The following is an 18085-nucleotide window of genomic DNA, read 5'->3' as shown; positions in this document are numbered from 1 at the left end:
GTACAGAGCCCGGGTGGTGGTGTCGGCTCGCACGTCACCGACACCGGCGGCGCGCAGTGCCGCGGCCACGCCGTCGGCGCGTGCTGCGTCGACGGAGTCGGTCGCACGGGCCATACCCGACGATGCTAGTCCGGCGCACGGGCACCGAAAGCCCATACCGCGGGCCGAAACGGGCGGCCCCTGCCGGGCGGGTCCGACTCCGGCGGCGTTGTCCTCGCCTAGCATCGAACCTTGTGTCCGCCGATTCCCCTTCGCCCGAAACGACCGCTTCATCCGCGGTGACAGTGCGCACGGCCCGCCGCCTCGCGATCGTCACCGGGCTGCTCGGGTTCCTTCTCGCGCTGTCGCTGCCGTTCTTGCCGGTGAAGCAGGAATCGGCGAGTGTGACCTGGCCGCAGAACAACAGCCTCGCCAATCTCGAGCTTCCGCTCATCACGTATTCGCCGCTCGAGCTGCGCGTCAGCGTTCCGTGTTCGACGGTCGATCTCCTCGGCGAGGGTGGCGGTACCCTCGTCGCGACCGTCCCCCCGGATGCACCCGACGCGACCGAGAATGCGCTGGTGATCCGGGCGGTACCGGGGCAGGACGGTGCGCCGGGCACCATCGAGGCGGTCCTGCGGAACTCGGTGCTGGTGTCGACACCCGCCGATCAGCCGTGTACGGCGGTGACCGTCGCCTCCAATGCGGAGCGGACCGCAGCGGAAATCGTCGGCCCCGGCGACAACCAGCCCGTCGCGACCGTCGAGGGCGATGTGCGCCCGCAGATGGTCGGGATCTTCTCCGACCTGCAGGGCGCCCCGCGGGCACCGCAGGCCGGGCCGGATGCCGAACGGTTGTCGGTGCGCGCCGACCTCGATTCGCGCTTCACCTCCACGCCGACGACCCTGAAACTCGTCGCCATGATCGTGTGTGTCCTCGCGACGCTGACGTCGCTCGTGGCGTTGCACCGGATCGACGGGGTGGATCGCCGCGGCGCCCGCCGGTTCCTGCCTGCCCGCTGGTGGCGGTTCACGATCGTCGACGGGGTGGTCGTGGGCGTTCTACTCCTGTGGCATGTCGTCGGCGCGAACACCTCCGACGACGGCTACATCCTCAACATGGCCCGGGTCTCCGAGCATGCCGGATACATGGCCAACTACTACCGCTGGTTCGGGGTGCCGGAAGCGCCGTTCGGCTGGTTCTACGACGTACTCGTAGTGATGACGAAGGTGTCCACGGCGAGCATGTGGATGCGGTTGCCCGCGCTGATCGCGGCGATCGCCTGCTGGATGGTCATCAGTCGTGAGGTGATCCCGCGGCTCGGTGTGGCGGTGCGCCGCAACCGGATCGCATTGTGGACGGCCGGGCTGGTGTTCCTCGCCTTCTGGCTGCCCTACAACAACGGTCTGCGCCCCGAACCGATCATCGCGCTCGGTGCGTTGCTGACCTGGTGTTCCATCGAACGGGCCATCGCGACCGGTCGCATGCTGCCCGCCGCGATCGCCGTGCTGATCGCGGCGTTCTCCCTCGCCGCCGGCCCGACCGGCCTCATCGCGGTCGCCGCACTGCTCGCCGGTGCGCGCCCGCTCGTGAAGGTACTTCTGGCCCGCCGCCCGCTGGTGGGCTGGTTCGCTCCGCTCGCCCCGATTCTCGCGTCCGGCACGGTGGTGATGGTCGCGGTGTTCGCCGACCAAACTCTCGCGTCGGTGCTGGAGGCGACCCGGGTGCGGTCCGCGGTCGGCCCGAACGTGCCGTGGTTCGACGAGCGCCTGCGCTGGGACGCGCTGCTCACCGTGTCACCGGACGGGTCGCTGGCCCGCAGATTCGGCGTCTTCGTGATGCTGTTGTGCCTGGTCGTGTGCGTGATGCTGATCTTGCGCAAGGGTCGCATCCCCGGCACCGCGATCGGCCCGTCACGCCGCATCCTCGGCATCGTGTTCGCGTCGCTGCTGCTGATGATGGCCACACCCACCAAATGGACCCACCATTTCGGCGTGTACGCGGGGCTGGCCGGATCCGTCGCGGCACTCGCCGCCGTCGGTGTCGGAGCCGCCGGAATCCGCTCGCCCCGCAACCGTGCCCTGTTCACGGCCGGGGTGTTGTTCGTGCTGGCGATCGCATTCACCGGTTCCAACGGGTGGTGGTACGTCTCGAGTTTCGGTATCCCGTGGTGGGACAAGCCGCCGTCGATTTCCGGCCACGCCTTCTCCACCGCGCTGCTCGCGTCGACCGGTGTGGCTCTCGCATTCGCCGCGTGGTTCCATCTGCGCGAACCGTACGTCACCCCGAAACCCGACCGCGACGGCCGGATGCGGGCATTGGCGTCCGCCCCGCTCACGGTGGTCGCCGCGGGCGTCGTGCTGTTCGAGGTGCTGTCGCTGCTCAAGGGTGCTGTCGCGCAGGGACCTGCCTACTCGATCGCCCGGTCCAACATCGCCTCGGTCGCCGGGAACTGCGGTCTCGCCGACGATGTCCTCGTCGAATCCGATCCGAACGCAACCGCACTGGTTCCGCTCGACGGGTCGGTCGCCGATGCGCTCGATGCGGGCAGCGACGACGGTTTCACCCCGAACGGGGTGGCATTGGATCTGACCGCCGACGCGGAAACCAGCACGAGCGGCGGCGCCAACACCCTCGACCCCGACGAGGGCGGCACCACGACCTCGACGGGCGCCGGTACCGGCGGCGGTCGCGGTGAGGCAGGCGTGAACGGCAGCACCGTCGCGTTGCCGTTCGGGCTCGACCCGGCGACCACCCCCGTCCTCGGCAGTTACCGCCCGGGTGCGCAGCAGGCCGCGGAACTCGAGTCCGGCTGGTACGCGCTGCCCGAACGCACGGATGCGACCCCGCTGCTCGTCGTCACCGTGGCAGGCCGCGTGAAATACGTCGACCCGGACGGGGTGATCAGCCCCGGCCAGGACGTGCGACTCGAATTCGGCCGGACCTCAGGCGGCGAGATCGAACCACTCGGGGCGGTCGCGCCCATCGACATCGGGCCGGCGCCGTCGTGGCGGAACCTGCGGGTGCCGCGTGAGCAGATCCCGGTCGACGCGGACGCGGTGCGTCTCGTCGTCACCGACGGGGATCTCGCTCCCGATCAGTGGGTCGCGGTGACACCGCCGCGAATGCCGCACCTGGAGACGCTGAACACGGTGGTCGGCGACGAGGCGCCGGTACTGCTGGACTGGTCCGTGGGTCTGGCATTCCCGTGCCAACGACCCTTCGACCACCGATACGGGGTCGCCGAGGTCCCGGAATTCCGGATTCTCCCGGACCGGGTCGGCGCGGACGCCACCAACGGCTGGCAGGACCACATCGGTGGCGGTCCCCTCGGCTGGATTCCGCTGCTGCTGAACGCGCAGTCGATACCGACCTATCTGAATCACGACTGGGATCGCGACTGGGGTTCGCTGGAGCGCTACACCCCGATCGACGAGTCCGCGATGGCCGCGGACATCCAGGTCGTGGAGGTCACGCGTTCCGGACTGTGGTCACCGGGACCGATCCGCGACGGAGTTCCGAAGCTGATCGAGTGACCTGGACTACGCGCGGGTAGGGGGCATGTCGTCACAGGTCACGTGCGGATACCATCGTCAATCGTGCCCGACGACGTGACCACGACCACCGCAACTCCTGCCGCCCCGCGGCCACCGGTCGCGACCGATCTGCGCGCGCAGTACCGCAACGCGCGGATCGTCGCTGTCGTCGCAGGTCTGCTGGGCGTTCTGCTCGCGGTCGCCACCCCCTTCCTGCCGGTGCGCGTCACCGATGCGACGGTGACGTGGCCGCAGAACGGATCGACCGGAGCGGTCACCGCGCCGCTCGTGTCGCAGGTGCCGCTGCGACTGTCCGCGACGGTGCCCTGCGCCGCGGTCACGGAACTCCCCGACGGCGGCGGCATGCTGCTCTCGACCGCACCCGCCGACGGAGAGAGCGCCGCACTCAACGCGATGTTCGTTCGGGTCGGCGACGAAAACGTCGACGTTCTCGACCGGAACGTCGTGGTCGCGACCGCACCGCGCAGCGAAGTCGAGTCCGGTGCCTGCACGGAGATCACCATCTATTCCGATGTGGACCGCACCACCGCCGAATTCGTCGGGTTGCGCGACGAGAACGGCAACCCGCGCGCCGGCGAACTCACCGGTGATCTGCGCCCGCTCGTCGTCGGTGTGTTCAGCGACCTGCGCACCGACCTTCCGGGACTGAACGTCACCATCGACGTCGACTCACGGTTCTCGTCGTCACCGACGGTCGCGAAACTGCTCGCGATGATCCTGGCGGCGCTGTTCACGGCACTCGCGCTGGGTGCACTCGCCAAGCTCGACGGCACGGACGGTCGCGGACACCGCAGATTCCTGCCTGCCCGGTGGTGGAAGTTCACCGGCGTCGACATCGTGGTCGTCGCGACACTGGTCGGCTGGCACTTCTTCGGTGCGAACACCTCCGACGACGGCTATCTGCTGACGATGGCCCGAGCGTCGGAGCATTCCGGCTACATGGCCAACTACTTCCGCTGGTTCGGTGTCCCCGAAGCGCCGTTCGGCTGGTACTACGACGTCCTGGCCGTCTTCGCGAAGATTTCCACGGCCAGCCCGTGGATGCGCCTGCCCGCGCTGATCGCCGCGATCCTGTGCTGGATGGTCATCAGCCGTGAGGTCGTGCCGCGTCTCGGCCGCGCGGTGCGCACCAATCCGATCGCGCTGTGGACCGGCGGACTGGTGTTCCTCGCGTTCTGGCTGCCCTACAACAATGGCCTGCGACCCGAGCCGATTGTCGCGCTCGGCGCCCTGCTGACCTGGTGTTCCATCGAACGGGCCATTGCCACCGGCCGGTTGCTGCCCGCCGCGACGGCCGTGCTGATCGGCGCGTTCACGCTCGCCGCCGCGCCCACCGGCCTGATGTGTATCGCGGCGCTGCTCGCCGGTATCCGGCCCATGACGCGCATCGTCGTACGCCGCCACCGCCAGGTCGGGACGCTGCCGCTGCTGGCACCGATCGCGGCGGCAGGCACCATAGTTCTCGTCGTCGTGTTCGCCGACCAAACCCTCGCGGCGGTGCTCGAGGCCACCCGGGTGCGCACCATCATCGGCCCCAACGAGGAGTGGTGGAACGACTTCCTCCGCTACTACTACCTGATGGTGCAGACCGTCGACGGGTCGCTGTCGCGCCGCTTCGCGTTCCTCGTGATGCTGCTGTGCCTGTTCACCTGCCTGTTGGTGCTTGCTGCGCCGTCGACGCGTGCCCGGGGTCGCGGTGAGCCCGTCGTGGCGGCTCATCGGCATCGTGTTCGGCACGATCTTCTTCATGATGTTCAACCCCACGAAGTGGACCCACCACTTCGGGGCGTACGCGGGCATCGCCGGGTCGCTGGCCGCGCTGACCGCGGTCGTCGTATCGGCCAGTGCGCTGCGGTCACGACGCAACCGCACGATCTTCCTTGCCGGTCTGCTGTTCGTGCTGGCCGTGTCGTTCGCAGGCATCAACGGCTGGTGGTACGTCTCGAGTTACGGCATCCCGTGGTTCGACAAGACCGTGTCGTTGAGCGGCAACCAGTCGAGCTCGCTGTTCCTGGTGTTGTTCGCGTTGTCCCTCGCGCTCGTCGCATGGCAGTACCTGCGCGAAGGATATGCACCGCCACCGGAGAAACCGACGTCCCCGAAGGGCAGGCGAATCCGCGCGTTCGCGGCGGCACCGCTGACCGTCGTCGCCGGCGCGATGGTGCTGTTCGAGGTGCTGTCGCTGGTCAAGGGCGCAGTATCGCAGTATCCGGCGTACTCGTTGGCGCGGTCGAACATCCAGGCCGTCGCCGGGCAGACGTGTGGTCTCGCCAACGATGTGCTCGTCGAGGTCGATCCCGACGAGGGCCGGCTCGAGCCGGTCGTCGACCCAGCGGACCCACCGGCGGACGGTGATCCGCTCGCCGGTGCCGAACCGCGCGGTTTCAGCCCCAACGGCATCCCGTCCGATCTGACCGCCGACTACGTCGAGGTCAAACCCGGGCAGGGCAACACCGACAGCCAGAGCATCGGCCCGAACTTCGAGACGGGGTCCGGCGGCGGCACCACCGGCGGTTCCGGGGCCCTCACCGTCAACGGCAGCACCGCCAAACTGCCGTTCGGTCTCGACCCGGCACAGACCCCGGTGCTCGGCAGCTACCAAACCGGAATCCAGGAACCCGCGAAACTCACCTCCAGCTGGTACCAACTGCCCGAACGCAGCGACGACGCGCCGCTCATCGTGATTTCCGCGGCCGGCCGCATCTGGTCGGTCGACGACACCGGCGCAACCACCTACGGACAGTCGCTACTCGTCGAGTACGGCAACCGGAATCCGGACGGGACGGTCGCGGTGCAGGGCACCTACCTGCCGCGCGACATCGGCCCGGCGCCGACGTGGCGGAATCTGCGGGTGCCGCTCGCTGACCTGCCCGAGGATGCGGACGTGGTGCGGATCGTCGCGAACGACCCGAACCTCACCGGCGACCAGTGGATGGCGTTCACCCCGCCGCGCGTGCCGACCCTGGACACCCTGAACTCGGTGGTCGGGTCAGAACAGCCGGTGCTGCTCGACTGGGCGGTCGGCTTGCAGTTCCCGTGTCAGCGTCCGTTCAACCATCGCTACGGCGTCGCCGAGATGCCCAACTACCGGATTCTGCCGGACCGTCCGCTGGCGGTGTCGTCGACCGACACCTGGCAGGCCGCCGAAAATGGTGGCCCGCTCGGGTTCACCGAGGTGCTGGCTCGACCGCAGCAGATACCGACCTATCTGAAGGGCGATTGGGCCCGCGACTGGGGTTCGCTGGAGCGGTACACGATGTTCTACCCGGACGCGACCCCCGCCGAGGTCGAGACGAGCGTGACCACCCGCTCCGGACTGTGGAATCCCGGCACCCTCCGCGTCTACGAGTGACGATGCTCGGCCCGTGCGGTTTCCGCACGGGCCGAGCATCTGGATCTACGCGGTGAACAGGAATCCGCCCGCCCTGCGGAGGGCGCACACTCCGAGTCGGCGAGCGACTGCTCGGATCAGAGCGGGAGAAGGTGGTGCTTGCGCGGGTTCTTGAAGATCTTCTTGTCGCGCAGCAGGTTCAACGCACGACGGATCTCGAGGCGGGTCGCCGACGGGTCGATCACCGCGTCGACATAGCCGCGCTCGGCCGCGATGTACGGGGTCGCGACATGCTCGTTGTAGAAGTTGATGAGCTGCTGACGCACGGCCGGACCGTTGTCACCGGCGGCCTCGATCTGACGGCGGCCGATCACCGCGACCGCGCTCTCCGCACCCATCACCGCGATACGCGCGGTCGGCCACGCCAGGTTGATGTCCGCACCGAGCTGCTTGGAACCCATCACCGCGTAGCCGCCGCCGTACGACTTACGCACGACCACAGTCACCTTCGGCACCGACGCCTCGACATAGGCGAACAGGAATCGGCCGCCGCGCTTGATGACCCCGACCTTTTCCTGCTCGACACCCGGCAGGAAGCCCGGGGTGTCGACGACGAACACCAGCGGAATGTCGTAGGCGTCGCAGACCCGCACGAAATGCGCGGCCTTGTCGGCGGCGGCCGCGTCGAGCGCACCCGACAGGAACATCGGCTGGTTCGCGACCACACCGACCGGGCGGCCGTCGACCCGCGCGTATCCCGTGATGATGTTGTGCGCGACCTGTCCGCGGACCTCGAAGAAGTCGCCGTCGTCGAAGATCTTCAGCAGCACGTCGTGCATGTCGTATCCGGCGTTGTCCGCGTCGGGCATGAATGCGTCGAGGGAGAGATCGTCCGGGGTGGTCTCGGGTTCGAGACCCGGATTGACGACCGGAGGCTTCTCCTGCGCGTTCGACGGCATGTAGCTCAGGTACTGGCGCACCCAGTCGAACGCGGCCTTTTCGTCGGCCGCGATGTGATGCACGTTGCCGTATTCGGCCTGCTTGCGGGAACTGCCGAGTTCGTCGAGGCTGACGTCCTCACCGGTGACCGCCTTGATGACATCGGGCCCGGTCACGAACATGTAGGCGTCTTCGGTCGCCACCACGACGTCGGTGTTGATCGGTCCGTACACGGCGCCACCGGCGCACTTGCCGACGATCACCGAGATCTGCGGGACCAGCCCGGACAGCGGCTCGGTGCGCTTCCCGATTTCCCCGTACCAGGCGAGGGAGGTCACCGCGTCCTGGACGCGGGCTCCACCGGAATCGTTGATACCGACGACGGGGCAGCCCACCTTCAGCGCGTGCTCGAGCACCGCCGACACCTTGCGGCCGAACATCTCGCCGACACTGCCACCGAGGACGGTCTGATCGTGCGAGAACACCGCCACCGGCCGCCCCTCGACGAGTCCGTGCCCGACGACGACGGCATCGCCGTAGAACGCGTCCGGGTTTCCGGGCGTGCGCATCAGCGCGCCGATCTCGACGAACGTGCCCTTGTCGAGCAGCATGTCGATGCGTTCGCGGGCGCTCGGGATGCCCTTCGCTGCGCGCTTCGCGATCGCGGTCTCGCCCGCGGGCTCCTTCGCGAGCTCGAGCTTCTTACGCAGGTCGGCGAGCTTTTCTGCCGTGGTCGTCACTACTCGTTCAGCTCCTCGTGGCCGTGATGTCGGCCAGCTTTCGGGTCAGGTCGGCCCCCACCTTCGCGATGTACGGCTCGTCCACGATCTGCAGGTGGTCGCCACCGATGTGGACCACTTCCAGGTTGCGGACGACCTCACCCCACCCCCCGTCGGGCTGCCGGGTTCCGAACGCCGGCTCGAGGTCGATTGCGTCATCGTGGTATTTGTCGGCCATGTACAGCACCACGTCACCGTCGTAGCGCTCGAGCTTCGCGGTCTGGATGGCACGGTTGTCGAGCCAGGAGGTGCGCTGGTGTTCGATGATCCCGCCGGGAATCTGGACACCGCTGAGCTTGAGCAGATCCATGAGGATACGAATCTGGCCGTTGTCGTCGGCCTGGGCGAGCTGCTCGTACGGCAGTGGCGCATCGACCCCGTAGGTCTTCTTCGCGAACTTCGCGTACCGCTGCCAGCGCTTGGTGATCTCGTCCGGCGTGTCCTCGATGCTCTCCCCGGCCATGACGGTGTCGATGAGCCCGATCCAGCGCACGTCCTTGCCTTCGTCGCGGAGCATCCGGCCGACCGCGTAGGCGAGGACACCACCGAGCGACCAGCCGCACAGGACGTACGGGCCGTCGCCCTGGATCTCCTTGATGAGCGGCAGATATGCGGCCGCCCGCTCCTCGATCGGGCCTTCGGTCCGTTCGAACCCGTACATCGGGGTGCCGGCGGGCAGACGCTTGAGCAGCGGCTCGTAGGCCACGGTGGAACCGCCCGCGGGATGGAACACGAACACCGGGACGGCGTCGGAACCGTCCGGGCGGGCACGCAGCGTGCGGACCAGGCCGTCGATGCGGTCGGCGGATTCGAGGTGCCTGCGCACGGTCTCGGCGAGCTGCTCGATCGTTTCGGCGTCGAGCACGTCGTCGACGGTGATCTCCCCGTCGGACCGTTCGGTCAGCCGCGCAGCGAGCCGCTCCGCGGTGTCGTCGTCGAGGATCGGCAACGTGTCGAAGATGCCCCCGGCCGATGCGCCGGTGACGACCGCCCACGACGCGAACGTCAGACGCTCGGCGGCATCACGCGGCGGCACATGCGTGCCGGACGCTTCGGCGACCGCCTGCCGATCGGTGATGTCGGTCGTGGTTGCCGCGGCGTCGGCTCCGGCCAGGATCGCTTCGGCCTCGGCCACGACGGTGGTGTCCTCGACGGACGGAACCGAAACCGCATGTGCGGCGTCGGCAGCTTCCTCCGCGGCCCGCTCGGCGGCCTTCTCGGCAGCCTGCTGTTCGGCCATCGCGGCGACTTCCTCACGGTTGTCGACGGCGTACCGCAGATACTTGGCGACGTCGCGCAGGCTGGCGTCCTTGACCGTCGCGAGCTGCAACTGGGGAATGTCGAACTCGTACTCGACACGGTTCTTGATGCGTACCGCCATCAGTGAATCGAGACCCAGATCGATGAGCGGAATCTCGACGGGAAGGTCTTCGGGGGAATACCCCATCGACTCGGCGACGATCAGCGCCAGCCGGTCCTCGAGCGTCTGCGATCCTTCCGGATCCCACCGGTCACCGAACGATTCGACGACCTCGGGCAACTCCTCCACCGGACCCGTGGACCGTTCGACGGGTGCGACCACCGGTTCCGGCAGCGCCTCACCCGACGACACGACGGCTTCGTGGACGAGCGTGAAGCCGGCCGTGTCCTTCGCGTGGACCTGCACGGACGCGCCACCGGGATGCGGGGTTAGTGTCGTGGTGAGGGTGCCGGTGGCCGGGCTCGGCGCGTGCGGGACGCTGGCGAGCAGGGTGACGTCGGCGAACACCTGCTCGGCGGCGGCGGTCGCGAGAATCGCGGGATCGGTGACGGCCCCGGCCTGCACCTCCCACACGAATCGACCGTCGGGCAGCGCGACGCGAGCGCCGGGTGCTCGGCCGTTGCCACCGCTGCCGATGCGGGTCCGCAGCCAGAATTCCTTGCGCAGGAATGCGGTGCGCGGAAGATCCGCGTACGGTCCCGCCGGCAGCAGCGTGTTCAGCTTCACCGGATGCCCGTGCGCGTACAACTGCGCGAGTGCGGTGAGCACCCCGAGCGATTCGTCTTCCTTGCGCTTGAGCGTCTGGACGAACAGGCCGTCCTGCACACCGGCGTCGAACGCGGTGGCGGCGACGGACATCAGGGTCGCCGGATTGGCGTTGAGTTCGACGAAGGTGGTGTGCCCGGCGCCGAGCGCCTGCCGCACGGCCTGCGTGAAGTACACGCTGTGGCGCATGCCCTTGGTCCAGTACTCGACGGGGTGAATGCCCTCGTGGCCCGCGCGGTACAGGGTTTCCTGATCGACGGACGAGTACAGGTCGACCGTCAGCCGATGCGGTTCGATGCCGGCGAGTTCGGCGGCGAGCTCACCGAGGATCGGGTCGACCTGCGAGGTGTGGCTCGCTCCCTTCGTCTGCAGGACGCGGGCGAACTTCTCCGCTGCCTCCGCGCGCGCGACGATCGCGTTGACCTGGTCCTGCGGACCACCGATGACGGTGTGGGTGGGGGCCGCGTAGACACACACCTCGAGCTGCGGGAAGTCGGGCAGCACGTCGGCGATCTCGGCGGCGGTGTACTCGACGAGCGCCATCAACCGGATGTCGTCGCCCTCGAGGCCTGCCTCTGCCTCGCCCATCAGGCGCGACCGCGCGCAGATCACCCGCGTCGCGTCTTCCAGCGACAGGCCCCCGGAAATGTAGGCGCCGGCTGCTTCCCCCATCGAATGTCCGACGATCGCGGCGGGCTCGGCGCCGTGATGCCGCAGCACCGCGGCCAGGCCGATCTGGATGGTGAAGATGCCGACCTGTGCGGTCTCGACGTCGTAGTCCTGGGTGTCGTCGAGGAACTTGTCCTTCACGGAGAAACCGGACTCGTCGTAGATCAGTTCGTCGACCTCGTCGACCGCCGCGGCGAACACCGGATTCTCGAGGTAGAGCTGCTTGGCCATCTTGCGGTGCTGGGCACCGAAACCCGACAGCACCCACACGGGCCCCTTGGCGGCGGGGGTGTCCGAGCTGACGACCCCCTGAGCCGGCTTGCCCGCGGCGACCGCGCGCAGCCCGGCGATGGCTTCTGCCCGATCCGTCGCGACGACCACGGCACGCGAGCGGCCGTGGTTGCGGCGGGCGAGGGTGCGGGCGACGTCGGCGAGCGGTGTGGTGCTGCCCGTCTCCGTCTCGAGCCAGTCCGCGAGGTCGGCGGCGGCGCGGCGCCTGCGCGACGGCAACGAGGCCGACACCGCCAGGAGCACGGGCAGCTCGGCGGCCGGAGCCTCGGCAGTCCCACCAGCCTCGGTGGCGGGCAACTCGGTGGCAGGCAACTCGGTGGCAGGCAACTCGGTGGCGTCCGGCAGGATCTCGGCCTCGGCCTCGGAGTCGGCCGTTCCCGCCGGGCCGGTGTATTCGCGCACCACGACGTGCGCGTTGGTGCCACCGAAGCCGAACCCGGAGACACCGGCGACGGCGGCCCCGGTGTAGCGGGGCCACTCCGCGCCGTCCGGGATCACCTGGAGGCGGGCCTGCTCGAACGGAATGTACGGATTGGGGGCGGTGTAGTTCAGGGACGCGGGCAGGTGGTTCTCCCGCATCGCGAGGACGACCTTGATCAGACCGGCGGCACCCGCTGCGGCCTCGAGATGGCCGAAGTTGGTTTTGGCGGAGCCGAGCAGCGCGGGCTTGTCGGCGTCGCGGCCGCGGCCGACGACCTTGCCGAGTGCCTCCGCCTCGATCGGGTCTCCCAGCACCGTGCCGGTGCCGTGCGCCTCGATGTAGTCGACACCGGACGGCAGGATCTGCGCGTCGCGGTAGGCGCGCCGCAGCACGTCGACCTGTGCCTCGGGGTTGGGTGCGACCAGCCCGTTGGAACGTCCGTCCTGGTTGACGGCCGATCCGGCGATGACCGCGAGCACGGTGTCGCCGTCGCGTTCGGCGTCCTCGAGACGTTTGAGGACGACGAGTCCGCCACCCTCGGCGCGCACGATACCGTTCGCGTCGGCGGAAAACGCCTTGATCTTGCCGTCCGCGGTGAGCATGCCGGTCGCGTCGAACCCGAGGGTCCCGGCGGGCGCGAGCAGCATGTTCACACCGCCGGCGAGGGCGACGTCGGCTTCGCCGCCGCGCAGTGCGCGCACGGCCTGGTGCACCGCGACGAGCGACGACGAGCACGCGGTGTCGACGGACACCGACGGGCCACGGAAATCGAAGTAGTAGGACACGCGGTTCGCGACGATCGCGGTGGACGTGCCGGTGATGGCGTACGGGTCCGCCGCCGACGGATCGGCGACCGCGAGGAGCTGGTAGTCGTTGGCCGAGCTGCCGATGAACACGCCGACGGACGTGCCCTTGAGTTCGTTCGCAGGCAGATGGGCGTGCTCGAGCGCTTCCCAGGCAAGTTCGAGCGCGAGCCGCTGCTGCGGGTCGACCATCTCGACCTCGCGGGGCGACATCGCGAAGAACTCGGCGTCGAAGCCCTTGACGTCGTCGAGGTAGCCGCCGCGGGTGTTGGCGTTCGCGATGGCCTCGGACACGATCGGGTCGCCGTCGAACTCGGACCATCGGCCCTCGGGCAGGTCGGTGATGCCGCTGCGGCCGTCGGCGAGCAGCTCCCACATTTGTGCGGGGGTGTCGATGTGGCCGGGCAGCCGCGCGGACATGCCGACGATCGCGATGTCCTTGGCGCCGGTGATGCCGGCGGACACGTAGAACGCGTCGTCGGCGGCGGCGGGCATCTCGGGTTCGCCCTCGATGATCCGGGTCGCCAGCGTCGCGATGGTCGGGTGCTGGTACACGATCGTCGCGCTCAGCGTGACGCCGAGAAGTTCTTCGATCTCGCCACTGAGGGCGACCGCGTCTCTCGACGAGAGACCGAACTCGTCCAACGGACGGTCGTCGGAGATCTGCGACGCCGGTTGCCCGGTCGCGTCGGCGATCCAATTCCGCAGCCACTCGCGCAGCTGCGCGACGGTCATTTCAATGTCAGCCATCAACCCACCACGCTACCCGGGAAAGAGAACAATTGTTACACGCTATCGGGGAATGCCTGCTGCTGATACCCCCCGCGCAGCGTTCCCTCGATATACGCGGCCTTGCAGGCACGACGCGCGATCTTGCCGCTGGACGTCCGCGGGATCGACCCGGCCGGAACCAGCAGGATGTCGCGTGCCGTCACGCCGTGGCGCGTCGAGATCGCCGCGCGCACCGCGTCCGCGACCGGCTGGGGATCGGCCTTGCCCGCGCCGGGGCCGCGCTCGGCGACGATCACGAGTTGCTCCGACGCGTCGTCGGCATCGAACTTCAGGCCGGAGGCTTCGTTGTCGAACACATCACCCGGCAGTTGATTCGCCGGAACCGCGAATGCCGCGATGAACCCGGGACGCAGTGCCGTGCTGGCTTCCTGCGCCGAGAACTCGAGGTCCTGCGGGTAATGATTGCGCCCGTCGACGATCACCAGGTCCTTGACGCGACCGGTGATGTACAACTCGCCGTCGATGTAGACGCCGTAGTCGCCGGTACGCAGCCAATTGGCTTCCTGCGAGGTGCCGTCGGCATGGCTGTTCCGGTCGAGCCGGACCGCGATCCGGTTGTGGAACGTCTCGTCGGTCTCGTCCTTGCGACCCCAATAGCCGATGCCGATGTTGTCGCCGTGCAGCCAGATCTCACCGACATGCCCGTCGGACACCTCGGCGCCGGTCTCGGCATCGACGATCGCCGCCCATTGACTGCGGGCAACATGTCCGCAGGACACCTGCGCGATCGCACCCGGCGTCTCGCGGTCCACCTTCACGATCCGGCCGGCATTGAGCTCGTGCCGGTCGACGTAGACGACCCGCGCTTCGTCGCTGTGCTTGGTGGAGGACACGAACAGGGTCGCCTCCGCCATGCCGTACGACGGTTTGATCGCGGTCTTGGGCAGACCATAGGGAGCGAACGCCTCGTTGAACTTGCGCATCGACGACGTGGTGACCGGCTCACTACCGTTGATCAGCCCGATCACGTTGGACAGATCGAGGGTCTCCCCCGCCTTGGGCAGGCCACGCGCGGCGGCGTGTTCGAACGCGAAGTTCGGGGCCGCGGCGAACGTGCCCGCTCCGTCCGAGACTGCGGCCAGTTCGCGGATCCACCGCCCGGGCCGCGCGACGAACGCGCGGGGGCTCATGATGGTGATGTACTTGCCGCCGATCGCGGGCAGGATCACCGTGAGCAGGCCCATGTCGTGGTAGAGGGGAAGCCAGGTCACGCCGCGCGACGTCTCGTTGAGCTCGATCGAATCGGCCATCTGCACGACATTGGTGAGCACGGACCGGTGAGTGATCTCCACGCCGGCCGGAACCCGGGTCGAACCCGAGGTGTACTGCAGGTAGGCGATGTCGTCGGTCACGATGTCCGGACGCGTCCAGGTGTCGGCAACCGAATCGGGGATGGCGTCGACCGCGATGACCCGGGGGCGCTCCGCGGCGGGCAGTGGACGGAAGAACTGACGGACCCCCGCAGCGGACGTGGTCGCCGTCAGGATCACAGTCGGCGCGCAGTCGCCGAGCACGGCGTGCAGACGGTCGGTGTGGCCCGGTTCGTCCGGGTCGAACAGCGGCACGGCGATGGCACCGGCGTAGATCGCGGCGAAGAACGAGACGACGTAGTCCAGGCCTTGAGGGGCCAGGATCGCGACACGATCACCCGGCTTGGTGACCTGCTGGAGACGGGACGCGATCGCGCGCATCCGCACCCCGAACTGCTGCCATGTCAGTTCGTAGACCTCTCCGTCGCGCTCGCGGGAGTAATCGATGTACCGGTACGCGAGATCGTCGCCGTTACCGTACGTGTGCGCCTCGATGTGATCGAGCAGCGTGTTGCCCTCGGGCAGAACGATCCGACCGTTCTCATCGATGAACTCTTCGAAACCGACGCTCAATTCCTTCTCCCTGTCGAAGCGATCCCACAACCACCCGACATGGTTGCGCCCCGTTCATTACTTCGCGATTCGTTCGTTCGCGCTACACGGACAGTGGCACCTTCGCAGCTCTGCCGCATACGAACGTGCAACCCGTCGGACCGATTCATCGGTCCGAGATCACGAATATGTTACAGACCCTCATTGCGTCATTCCCCCGCAAGCAGCGGAATCACCGGCGCGAACGCCTCCATCTGGGTGGGGAACACGCCGACGTACGACATCCCCGTCTTCGCCCGGACCGCTCGGATCCGCTCGGCGATCTCCTCGTGCGAACCGATTGCCAGATACGGGGATTCGAGAATGTCGTCGACGGTCAACCGCGTGTCGACCTCGATGTTCGGCGGGAATCCCTGGTCGAGCGCACCCAGCGCCATCTCCGCGGCCTGCTGCTTGTCATCGGTGACGAGGATCATGGTGATCGTCCAGTTCAACTCGATGTCGGCGAAGCGATCACCGGCCGCTCGGCGGATCACCTCGACTCGTTCGGCCGTGCTGTCCATCGTGATGCCGGACAGCAGCAGCTTGCCGTCGCTGTTCGTCGGCGGGGCCACAGAGATGATGTCGGCGTACCGCGCGGCGAGCGCGAGCATGCGTGGTCCACCGCCACCGACGGCGATCGGCGGACGCGGCCCCTGACGGGGTCGCGGGCTGCCCTTGAGCCCGTCGACGCGGTAGTGCGCGCCCTCGAACGTGCATTCACGACCGCGGAGCAGTACATCGAGGATCTGCAAAGTCTCCTCGAGCTTCTCGATCCGCACACCGGGACGGTCGTAGGCGATACCGGCCTTGTCGAACTCGTCCTTCATCCAGCCTGCCCCGAGACCGAGCTCGAGCCGGCCACCGGAGAGGACGTCGATGGTTGCGGCGTCCTTCGCGAGAATCGCCGGATGCCGGAACCCGTTCGCGAGCATGGCGGTGCCGATCCGGATCTTGTCGGTTGCCACGGCCAGGGCGCCGAGCGCGGCGATCGGTCCGACCTGGTTACCCAGGTGGTCCGGGATCATGAAACTGTCGTAGCCGAGTTCCTCGGCCCGCTGGGCGAGCTGGACGAAACGCCGGGCCCCGCCTTCCTCGGCATTGCCCTCACCACCGGCGGCGAAGCGAAACTTCCGCGGCTGCAGTGCCGCGGAGCCGTCGGTCGCACTCATCGAACCTTCTCTCCCATGTGCTGTGTCCGTGCGCAGTGCTGTGTCCGTGCGCCACGCTCGGGACGCAGCCGGTAGTCGAGTCTAAGCGCCGACGGTGGGGAGAGTGTATCGGGTCGTGACCCCCAACACTACCGCCCGGTAACCCCTCTCCGGGTTCACTCTTCCGGAGGGGTCGGCGCCGCGTCGATCTTCTCGGCCGCCCAGCGCACGATCCACTGCGTCGATGTCGTTCCCGCCTCGTCGACGACGAACGTGTTGTACATCGCGTGCACCGGATTGTTGTGGTACTCGAGCAGTCGTGACGCACTGGCGAGCAGATTTCCGGGATTCAGCGCCTCCGGCGGCGCATCGCAGATACCGTCCCCGGGCGCGCAGAACTGCACCGTCCGGTCGGCGAGCTCACCGAACCCGCCCGGACGCGGCCCGGTCATCGTGATACCCGGCAGCTTCAGACCGGCCAGCGACAACTCCGCCCCCACCCCGGCCACCGGAGGCCCGATCGTCGGCGCCGCATCGGGATCGCGGCGGCCGTCGGCGATGACCGCGACACCGAGCACCCGATCCGCGGGTACCGGACCGTTCCCTGCCCCGATCTTCGCGGCAACGTCGCCGACGATGACCGCACCCTGCGAGAAGCCCGTCAGGATGTACGACGTGAGCGGGCACTCGGCGAAGCGTCGGGCAAGAATGTCCTCGGTCGCTGCGGTGCCTGCGGTACGGCTGTTGTTGTACGACTGCTGGCCGTCCGGCGGGAACGCGACAGGGTTGGAGAACTGCGCGACGTACGGCACGGTGTACACATCTGCGCGCTGCGGATCGAACTGCTCCTGGAGCGGCCGGGTCACGTTCAGCATCAATGACATCGGGTTGGATGTCGGGTTGTACGGGTCGTCGCCGACCGCGGACTCCCACGTACCGGGCACCGCGACCACCTGAACGTCGGGGCACGCCGCGGGCTGCGACTGCGGCTGCTCGGGCGGCGGCGGAACCGACGGTCCCGGTGCGGGCAGTCGCCCGGCGAGGATGTACCAGAGCACCAGCACGACGACCAGGACGAGAAGCGCAACGATCACGACGACGACGCGTCCGCGGCGCCGCTTGTTCGTCCTGGCCATCATGTCGGTGAATCCCCTAGCTGCAGTAGGTCGAACGGGCGGTCGAGATGTAGACGTCCGCGGTCTGGCCGGCCTGTTCCTCGGTGATCTCGGTCCCCGCGGCGACGGCATCGCTGCCGACCAACGCCGTGACGATCGTCTTGATCTCGGAGTCGGTGCCGCCCTGTGCGATCGCGCCGCAGATGTAGTTTGCGGTGTTGATCGCACTGCTGCCGTCGCCGGACGGTTCGACACCCTCGGCGCGCAACGCGTCCAGGAACGCCGCGTCCCGCGAACCGGCGGGAACCTCGGCCGGACCGGGGAAGCCCGG

7 protein-coding genes and 1 pseudogene are annotated in these 18085 nt (G+C 68.2%); 2 read left to right on the top strand and 6 right to left on the bottom strand.

The window, feature by feature from the left end; all coding sequences use genetic code 11:
• The first annotated feature begins 233 nt into the window (after window positions 1-233).
• Window positions 234-3515: an arabinosyltransferase domain-containing protein gene (locus WAX14_RS17965; protein WP_422629409.1), complete on the top strand. Its 3282-nt coding sequence runs from the start codon at window positions 234-236 to the stop codon at window positions 3513-3515.
• Window positions 3516-3578: 63 nt separating this feature from the next.
• Window positions 3579-6888, top strand: a pseudogene (locus tag WAX14_RS17960) (arabinosyltransferase domain-containing protein).
• Window positions 6889-7004: 116 nt separating this feature from the next.
• Here WAX14_RS17960 and WAX14_RS17955 read toward each other — a convergent pair.
• The 6 genes from WAX14_RS17955 to WAX14_RS17930 all read right to left on the bottom strand — a co-directional run.
• A complete protein-coding gene (locus WAX14_RS17955) occupies window positions 7005-8546 on the bottom strand; it encodes an acyl-CoA carboxylase subunit beta (protein WP_422629408.1) in 1542 nt (513 codons plus the stop codon).
• Between the two features lie 7 nt (window positions 8547-8553).
• Window positions 8554-13530, bottom strand: a complete 4977-nt coding sequence (gene pks13 / locus WAX14_RS17950) for a polyketide synthase Pks13 (RefSeq protein WP_422629411.1) — start codon at window positions 13528-13530, stop codon at window positions 8554-8556.
• 50 nt (window positions 13531-13580) lie between these two features.
• On the bottom strand, window positions 13581-15470 hold the full coding sequence (fadD32, locus tag WAX14_RS17945) for a long-chain-fatty-acid--AMP ligase FadD32 (RefSeq protein ID WP_422629407.1): 1890 nt from the start codon (window positions 15468-15470) through the stop codon (window positions 13581-13583).
• Window positions 15471-15658: 188 nt separating this feature from the next.
• Window positions 15659-16660 carry an LLM class F420-dependent oxidoreductase gene (locus WAX14_RS17940; RefSeq protein WP_422629406.1) on the bottom strand — a complete coding sequence of 334 codons (1002 nt, stop codon included), beginning with the start codon at window positions 16658-16660 and terminating at the stop codon, window positions 15659-15661.
• A 155-nt stretch (window positions 16661-16815) separates the two neighbouring features.
• Window positions 16816-17775, bottom strand: coding sequence for a cutinase family protein (locus WAX14_RS17935; RefSeq protein ID WP_422629410.1), 960 nt, complete (start codon window positions 17773-17775; stop codon window positions 16816-16818).
• Window positions 17776-17791: 16 nt separating this feature from the next.
• On the bottom strand, window positions 17792-18085 hold a 294-nt coding region (locus WAX14_RS17930; protein WP_422629405.1), incomplete at its 5' end, for a DUF732 domain-containing protein.

Source organism: Rhodococcus sp. (in: high G+C Gram-positive bacteria) (genome assembly GCF_049299235.1).
In the GTDB taxonomy this organism is placed as follows: Bacteria; Actinomycetota; Actinomycetes; order Mycobacteriales; family Mycobacteriaceae; genus Rhodococcus.
This window is presented reverse-complemented; position numbering and strand designations above follow the sequence as displayed.

Coding starts and splice junctions, on each gene's coding strand:
- pks13 (WP_422629411.1), bottom strand. CDS start 13,530: ATGACCGTCGCGCAGCTGCGCGAGTGGCTGCGGAATTGGATCGCCGAC.
- WAX14_RS17940 (WP_422629406.1), bottom strand. CDS start 16,660: ATGAGTGCGACCGACGGCTCCGCGGCACTGCAGCCGCGGAAGTTTCGC.
- WAX14_RS17935 (WP_422629410.1), bottom strand. CDS start 17,775: ATGGCCAGGACGAACAAGCGGCGCCGCGGACGCGTCGTCGTCGTGATC.